Below are 7,868 nucleotides of genomic sequence, written 5' to 3' on the forward strand. Positions count from 1 at the left end.
CAGACGTCGGAAGCGGCGAAGGAGATGAAGGAAGAAGAGACGAGGCGGGTGACGCCTCGGTGAGGGACGCAGACACCCTTGGGCTCACCGGTGGAGCCGGAGGTGAACATGACGTAGGCGAGGTCATCCCCTGTCACGACACCCGTGAGAGGTGAAGATGGCTGGCGAGCGATGTGAGAAGCCTCCTCATCGATGACGAAGAGGACGGCGCCGCAGGCAGGCAGGTCATCGACGACGTCGGAGTGAGAGAGGACGACGCCGGCTGAGGACTCGCGGAGGACGAAGGCGAGGCGGTCGGAAGGCCAGGCCTTGTCGAGGGGGACGTAGGAGGCGCCGGCCTTGAGGATGGCGAGGAGGGAGACGATGAGGTCAGCGGAGCGGTCGAGGCGGACGGCGACGCGCGAGCCGGGAAGAACGTCGAGAGTGCGCAGGTAATGGGCGAGCTGATTGGAGCGCGAGTCGAGCTGGGCGTAGGAGACAGACTCCTCACCCGACACGACGGCGACAGCATCAGGCGTGCGCGCGGCCTGCTGAGCGAAGAGCTCCTGAATGCTTGCGTTGCGAGGGTAGCTCGTCGTGGCGCCGTTCCAACCCGTGAGGACTTGCTGCTTCTCTGCCACCGTGAGCAGAGGAATCAGACCGAGCTGTGCATCAGGCGAAGCGGTCAGCGCTTCGAGCAACACGAGGTAGTGACGCGCGAGACGCTCCATGGTCGCCGCGTCGAAGAGGTCGGTGTTGTAGTTGAAGCCGCCGACGAAGCCGTTGATGCCTTCTTCGAGAAAGAGGCTGAAGTCGAACTTCGCCGTCTCGATGCTGGGAGCCAGCCCGCTGAGGGTGAGACCCGGGAGCTCGAGTTCCTCTTCAGGAGCGTTCTGAAGGGTGAGGGTGACCTGGAAGAGCGGTGAGCGACTCAGGTCACGCTGAGGCTGAAGCTCCTCGACGAGCTTCTCGAAGGGGACGTCCTGGTGCTCGTAGGCGGCCAGAGTGGACGTGCGCACCTGGGAGAGCAACTGACGGAAGGACTGCTTCGAGTCGAGTCGGGAGTGGAGGACGAGGGTGTTGACGAAGAAGCCGATGAGGCCCTCGGTCTCGGAGCGATTGCGATTCGCGATGGGAGAGCCGACGGAGATGTCGTCCTGGCCCGAGTAGCGGGAGAGCAGAAGCTGGAAGGAAGCCAGCAGCACCATGAAGGGCGTGGCGCCTTCACGCTGAGCGAGGGCCTTCACGGCCTGGGTCAACTCACGAGACAACCCGATGGGGAACACCGCACCGCGATAGGACTGAACGGCGGGGCGAGGCCTGTCAGTGGGCAGCTCCAGGGACGAGGAGGCACCGGCAAGCTGGGTGCGCCACCAGGCGATTTCGGAAGAGAGGACGTCGCCCTGGAGCCACTGGCGCTGCCAGACGGAGAAGTCGGCGTACTGGATGGGCAGCGGAGAAAGCTGGGCAGGCTCGCCCCCAGCGAACTGACGGTAGAAGGCGGCGAGTTCACGGACGATGACGCCGATGGACCAGCCGTCGGAGACGATGTGGTGATTGGTGATGAGGAGGAGGAACTCGTCATTGGTGAGGCGCACGAGAGTGGCGTGCACCAACGGGCCACGAGACAGGTCGAAGGAGTGAAGAGCCTCCTCGCGCATGATCCGCTGGGCTTCGGAATCGCGAGCAGAGGAGTCCAGGGCGCGCAGGTCGACGACGGGCAGCGCTATGCGGACGTCGGGCAGGATGCGCTGGACGGGCTGGCCCTCGTGAATGGCGAAGTGGGTGCGCAGGGCCTCGTGACGCTGAATCAGCGCGTTGAGGGACTGGAGCAGTGCGTCCGCGTTGAGGTTGCCTGTGAGCTTGAGCGCCCAGGGGATGTTGTAGGTGGGAGCGCCGGGCTGGAGCTGGTCGAGGAACCAGAGGCGCTGCTGGGCGAAGGAGAGAGGCAGCGGCTGGGCCCGGTCGACAGGGACGAGGGCCGGTTGGCGAGACGAGGAGCCGTGGAGCAAGTCGAGCCGCTCGGAGAGGAGAGCGACGGTGGGAGAAGAGAAGAGCTCACCGAGGGGCAGCTCGACGTCGAAGGTGGAGCGGATGCGAGAGACGACTTGAGTGGCGAGGAGGGAGTGGCCGCCCAACTCGAAGAAGTCGCCGTGGATGCTGACGCGCTCCAGGCCGAGGACGTCGGAGAAGATGGAGGCGAGGCGGGACTGGGTGAGAGTGGAGGGAGGGGCGAAGTCGTCGCCGGAGGCGTCAGCTGCGGCGAAGTCGGGAGGAGGAAGAGCCTTCCTGTCGAGCTTCCCGTTGGCGGAGAGGGGGAAGGAGGAGAGGGAGACGAGAGCAGCCGGCACCATGTACTCGGGCAGGCGCTGCGAAAGGAATGTGCGCAGCGCCGAGCCATCGACAGAGGACTCGGCCGAGGTGAAGTAGGCGACGAGACGCTTGTCGCCGGGGACGTCTTCGCGAGCGAGGACGACGGCTTCCTGGATGCCAGAGAAGAGGCGGAGAGCGGCCTCGACTTCGCCCAGCTCAATGCGGAAGCCGCGGACCTTCACCTGGAAGTCGGAGCGGCCGAGGAACTCGAGAGTGCCGTCGGCGAGCCAGCGGACTCGGTCACCGGTGCGGTAGAGGCGAGCACCAGGAGTGCTGCTGAAGGGATGCGGGACGAAGCGCTCGGCGGTGAGGTCAGCGCGGTTGAGGTAACCCCAAGCAAGGCCGTCACCCCCGACGAAGAGCTCTCCAGGGACGCCCGGAGGCAGGGGCTGGAAGGAGGCGTCGAGGACGAAGGCGGAGGAGTTGGAGAGAGGCGCGCCGATGGGGACGGAGCGAGAGAAGGAGTCCCCATTCCGTAGCGAATGAGTGGCGGAGAAGGTGGTGTTCTCGGTAGGGCCGTAGCCGTTGACGAGGACGTGGCCCGGGGGCAGCCGCGAGAGGTGCTCGCGGACGCGAGAAGGCGGCAGGACGTCGCCACCGGCGAGGACCTGGCGGACACCAGCCAGCGCGACGGGCTGAGTCGCCACCATCTGCTCGAAGAGAGCGGCGGTGAGCCAGAGGGAGGTGATGCCCTCGCGGACAAGCAGAGAGCCCAACTCCTCGAGGGACAGGGCATGAGGAGGAGCGAGGACGAGCTTGGAGCCGTGGAGGAGAGCGCCCCAGATTTCGAGGGTGGAGGCGTCGAAGGCGACGGGGGCTGCGTGGAGCCAGACGTCGGAAGCGGCGAAGGAGATGAAGGAAGAAGAGACGAGGCGGGTGACGCCTCGGTGAGGGACGCAGACACCCTTGGGCTCACCGGTGGAGCCGGAGGTGAACATGACGTAGGCGAGGTCATTGCCCGTCACGTCCAGAAGGGGCGCCGAAAGGGGCTGGCGAGCGATGCGAGAAGCCTCCTCATCGATGACGAGGAGGACGGCGCCGAAGGCAGGCAGGTCATCGACGACGTCGGAGTGAGAGAGGACGACGCCGGCTGAGGACTCGCGGAGGACGAAGGCGAGGCGGTCGGAGGGCCAGGCCTTGTCGAGGGGGACGTAGGAGGCGCCGGCCTTGAGGATGGCGAGGAGGGAGACGATGAGGTCAGCGGAGCGGTCGAGGCGGACAGCGACGCGAGAGCCGGGAAGAACGCCGAGAGTGCGCAGGTAATGGGCGAGCTGATTGGAGCGCGAGTCGAGCTGGGCGTAGGAGACAGACTCCTCACCCGACACAACGGCGACGGCATCAGGCGTACGCGCGGCCTGCTGAGCGAAGAGCGAAGGGATGGATGCGTCGCGCGGGTAATCACTGACAACGCCATTCCAACCCGCGAGGACCTGCTGCTTCTCCGCCAACGTGAGCAGAGGGATCAGGCCAAGCTGGGTATCGGGGGCCGCCTGAAGTCCCTCAATCAGCACCGCGTAGTGACGCGAGAGGCGCTCCATGGTCGCCGCGTCGAAGAGGTCGGTGTTGTAGTTGAAGACACCCGCGAAGCCATTGATGCCTTCTTCGAGCAGAAGGCTGATGTCGTACTTCGAGGACTCGATGCTCGGAGGCAGCGCGCCCAGCGTGATGCCGGGGAGCTTGAGTTCTCCTTCAGGAGCGTTCTGAAGGGTGAGGGTGACCTGGAAGAGCGGTGAGCGGCTCAGGTCACGCTGAGGCTGGAGTTCTTCGACAAGCTTCTCGAAGGGGACGTCCTGGTGCTCGTAGGCGGCCAGAGTGGACGTGCGCACCTGGGAGAGCAACTGACGGAAGGACTGCTTCGAGTCGAGTCGGGAGTGGAAGACGAGGGTGTTGACGAAGAAGCCGATGAGGCCCTCGGTCTCGGAGCGATTCCGGTTGGCGAGGGGCGAGCCCACGGAAACGTCGTCCTGGCCCGAGTAGCGGGAGAGCAGGAACTGGAAGGAAGCCAGCAGCACCATGAAGGGCGTGGCACCCTCGCGCTGGGCGAGCGCCTTGACCCAGTCGCTCGACTGTCTGGACAGGGCCACGGGGACGATGTCTCCCCGGTACGTCTGAACAGCGGGACGCGGTCTGTCAGTGGGAAGCTCGAGCGAAGTCGAGACGCCGGCGAGCTCCTGGCGCCACCAGTCAATCTCGGCGGAAAGGACGTCGCCCTGGAGCCACTCGCGCTGCCAGATGGCGAAGTCGGCGTACTGGATGGGCAGGGAGGCGAGCTGGGCGGGTTCTCCTCCGGCGAACTGACGGTAGAAGGCGGCGAGCTCGCGGACGATGATGGCGACAGACCATCCGTCGGAGACGATGTGGTGTGCGGTGACGAGCAGGATGTGCTCGTCGTCGCTCAATCGCACCAGGGTCGCGTGTACCAGCGGACCCCGAGACAGGTCGAATGAATGCAGTGCCTCTTGGCGCATCAGGCGCTGGGCTTCCGCGTCCCGCTCCTGCTCCGGCAGTGCGCGGAGGTCGATGAGAGGCATCTCCAGCACGACATCCTGCTGGATGCGCTGAACGGGCTGACCCTCATGAATGGCGAAGTGCGTGCGCAGCACCTCATGGCGCAGCATCAGCGCGCGGAGGGACTGGCGCAGCGCGTTTGAATCCAGGGTTCCGGTGAGCTTGAGCGCCCACGGGATGTTGTATGCGGAGCCGCCGGGCTGGAGCTGATCGAGGAACCAGAGGCGCTGCTGGGCGAACGAGAGAGGAATGGCGCCGTCGCGCGCGCCCGGGCGCAGCAGGAGGCGCCTGGTCCCCGTGCCCTCGCTGCTTCTCGACTCAATCCGCCGGGAGAGCTGTTCGACGGTGGGGGCCTCGAAGAGGTCGCGCAGTGGGAGCTCCACTCCCAGCACGGAGTGGATGCGCGAGACGACCTGGGTGGCGAGCAGGGAGTGTCCGCCGAGCGCGAAGAAGCTGTCCGTCGCGCCCACATGCTCCACGCCCAACACCTGGGCGAACACCAGCGTGAGCTGTTCCTCGGTCCGTGAGCGCGGAGCGGTGTATCGCGAGCCGGAGTCTTTCTGAGCCGGCGCGGGGCGGGCCCTGCCGTTGAACGAGCGAAGGACCTGCTCATGCTCATCTCTCGTCAGCAGGGAGATGGAGGCGAGGCGCGCATCCGGGGCAGCCATCAGCGCCTGGAGCGCGACGCCCCAGTGATGAAGGAGACGCTCGGGGATGGAAGGCTCGAAGCGCGCGGCGTCGAAGAGCAGGCGCAGCTCCAGCGAGTCCCCAGGGATGACGTACGCCTCCAGCGGCGTGTCCGTCTGGTCCACGATGGTGAAGTCGCGGATGCCCAACGCATCCCCGGCGGAATTCACCGCGGCGTCGATGGGGAAGTTCTCGACGATGAAGAGGGACTCGAAGAGGGGCGTGCCGCGCGGCACGTCGCTCCACCCGTGCAGACGCACGAGGGACGTGTGCTCGAACTGGCGCAGCTCGAGCTGCTGGGTGTGGAGCTGCTGAAGCCAGGAGAGGGCGGTGGTGCCGTCGTCGACGAAGACACGGACGGGCACGGTGTTGATGAAGAGCCCGATGGCGCGGTCGATGCCGGAGAGGTCGGCGGAGCGACCGGAGGTGGTGGCACCGAAGACGATGTCCTGCTCACCGGTGTGACGTGAGAGCACCAGCGTCCACGCGGCCTGGACCAGCGCATTGAGGGTGAGGCGGTGCTGGCGGACGAAGGCCTGGAGGGTTGCTGTCGTCTGCGCGGGCAGGTGGAGCTGGAGGCGCTGACGCTGGAGCACCGAGTCCGGGCTTCGGGGAAGGGCACCAGGGAGGGGCGTGGGCGCGGTGAAGCCATGCAGCGTCTTTCGCCAGTAGAGCTCCGCGGGCTCCATCGGCTGGCGCTGGAGCCAGGTGACGTAGTCGCGGAAGGTCGTTGCCTCGCTCCGGGCCCACACCAGTCCCGTGCGAATCTGCTCGTAGGTGGTGAAGAGGTCCTGGAAGAGGAGGCCCATGCTCCAGCCGTCCATCAACACGTGATGCGTGGTCCAGAGAACGCGCCAGGCGTGCTCATCGGTGCGGATGGCGGTCAGGCGCAGCAGCGGCGGCGTGCGCAGGTCGAACCCGCGAGCACGGTCCTCGGAGAGGAGGGCCTGGAAGCGGGACTGCTGCTCTGCTTCCTCCACGCCGCGCCAGTCGAGTTCCTCCCAGGGCAGGGCAGCACGGGGGTGGACGAGCTGGAGGGGCTCCCGCGAGTCGCCCGAGTGGAAGGACGTGCGCAGCAGGGGCTGGCGCTGGATGACGGTCTCCCAGGTGCGCCGGAACGCCCCCAGGTCTACCGCGCCACTGAAGGTCCACGTCAACTGGGTGACGTAGACGCCGGAGCCCGGCGCGGCGAGCGTGTGGAAGAGCATGCCCTGCTGCAAGGGCGACAACGGATAGAGGTCCTCCACCGGCGTGCCCGCGGGGACCAGCCGGTCCGCGATGGCCTGCTTCAACCGGCTCAGGACGACGTCCGTGGACTCGTGCCACTTCGAGTCCGTCGACGTGCGCGGCGTGAGCGCGGAGTCCGGCTGCTCGGCCCATTCGCTGCCCTCGAACTTCACGACCCGCGCGAGGGCCTCCAGCGTCGGGTGCTGGAAGAGTTGCTGGGTGGTGAGCTGGAGGCCCGCGTTGCGTGCGCGGGAGACAATCTGGATGGAGAGGATGGAGTCGCCACCCAGCGCGAAGAAGTTGTCATGGCGCGTGACACGCGGCGCGCGCAGGGCGTCGGACCAGATGGCGGCGAGGACCTTCTCCTGGGGCGTCCTCGGCTCGGAGTCGTCGGGGACGGCGGATTGCTGGCTCTTGCTCAGCGGCGAGGGGAGGGCCTTGCGGTCGACCTTGCCATTGGGCGTGAGTGGCAGCGCGGGCAGGGCGACGAAGAGGGACGGCACCATGTGCTCGGGCAGGTGCCGTTGGGCGAAGTCGCGGAGGGCGGAGGCGTCGAGCGAGACGCCGGCCTGGGGGACGAGCCAGGCGACGAGGCGTCCATCACCGGAGGCATCGAGGTGGACGCCCGCGACGGCCTGGAGGACGGAGGTGTGGCGTGAGAGGACGGCTTCGACTTCGCCCAATTCGATGCGGAAGCCGCGCAGCTTCACCTGGAAGTCGGCGCGGCCAAGGAAGTCGAGGGAGCCGTCGGCACGCCAGCGAGCGAGGTCACCGGTGCGGTAGAGGCGCGCGCCAGGGATGCCGGAGAAGGCGTCGGGGAGGAAGCGCTCGGCGGTGAGGTCGGGGCGGCCGAAGTAGCCGCGCACGACACCTTCGCCAGCGATGAAGAGCTCGCCGGGCGAGCCGATGGGGCAGGGCTGGCCGGAGGCGTCGAGGACGAAGAGACGGTTGTTGGTGAGAGGCGTGCCGATGGGAAGGGTGGCTGCGCCTTCGTCGGCGGGGGAAGCGGGGTGAGCGGAAGACCAGACGGTGGTTTCCGTCGGGCCATACATGTTGAGCAGGGTGGAGCGGGGGAGCGCGGCGCGAAGCTGGGA

The 7,868-nt window shown here is 67.0% G+C and carries 1 protein-coding gene; it reads right to left on the reverse strand.

Going from position 1 to position 7,868, the window contains the following annotated elements; genetic code table 11:
* On the reverse strand, positions 1–7,868 hold a 7,868-nt coding region (locus tag HR086_RS42400; RefSeq protein ID WP_174468471.1), incomplete at both ends, for a non-ribosomal peptide synthetase.

The organism is Myxococcus sp. CA039A (assembly GCF_013336645.1).
In the GTDB taxonomy this organism is placed as follows: Bacteria; Myxococcota; Myxococcia; order Myxococcales; family Myxococcaceae; genus Myxococcus; species Myxococcus llanfairpwllgwyngyllgogerychwyrndrobwllllantysiliogogogochensis.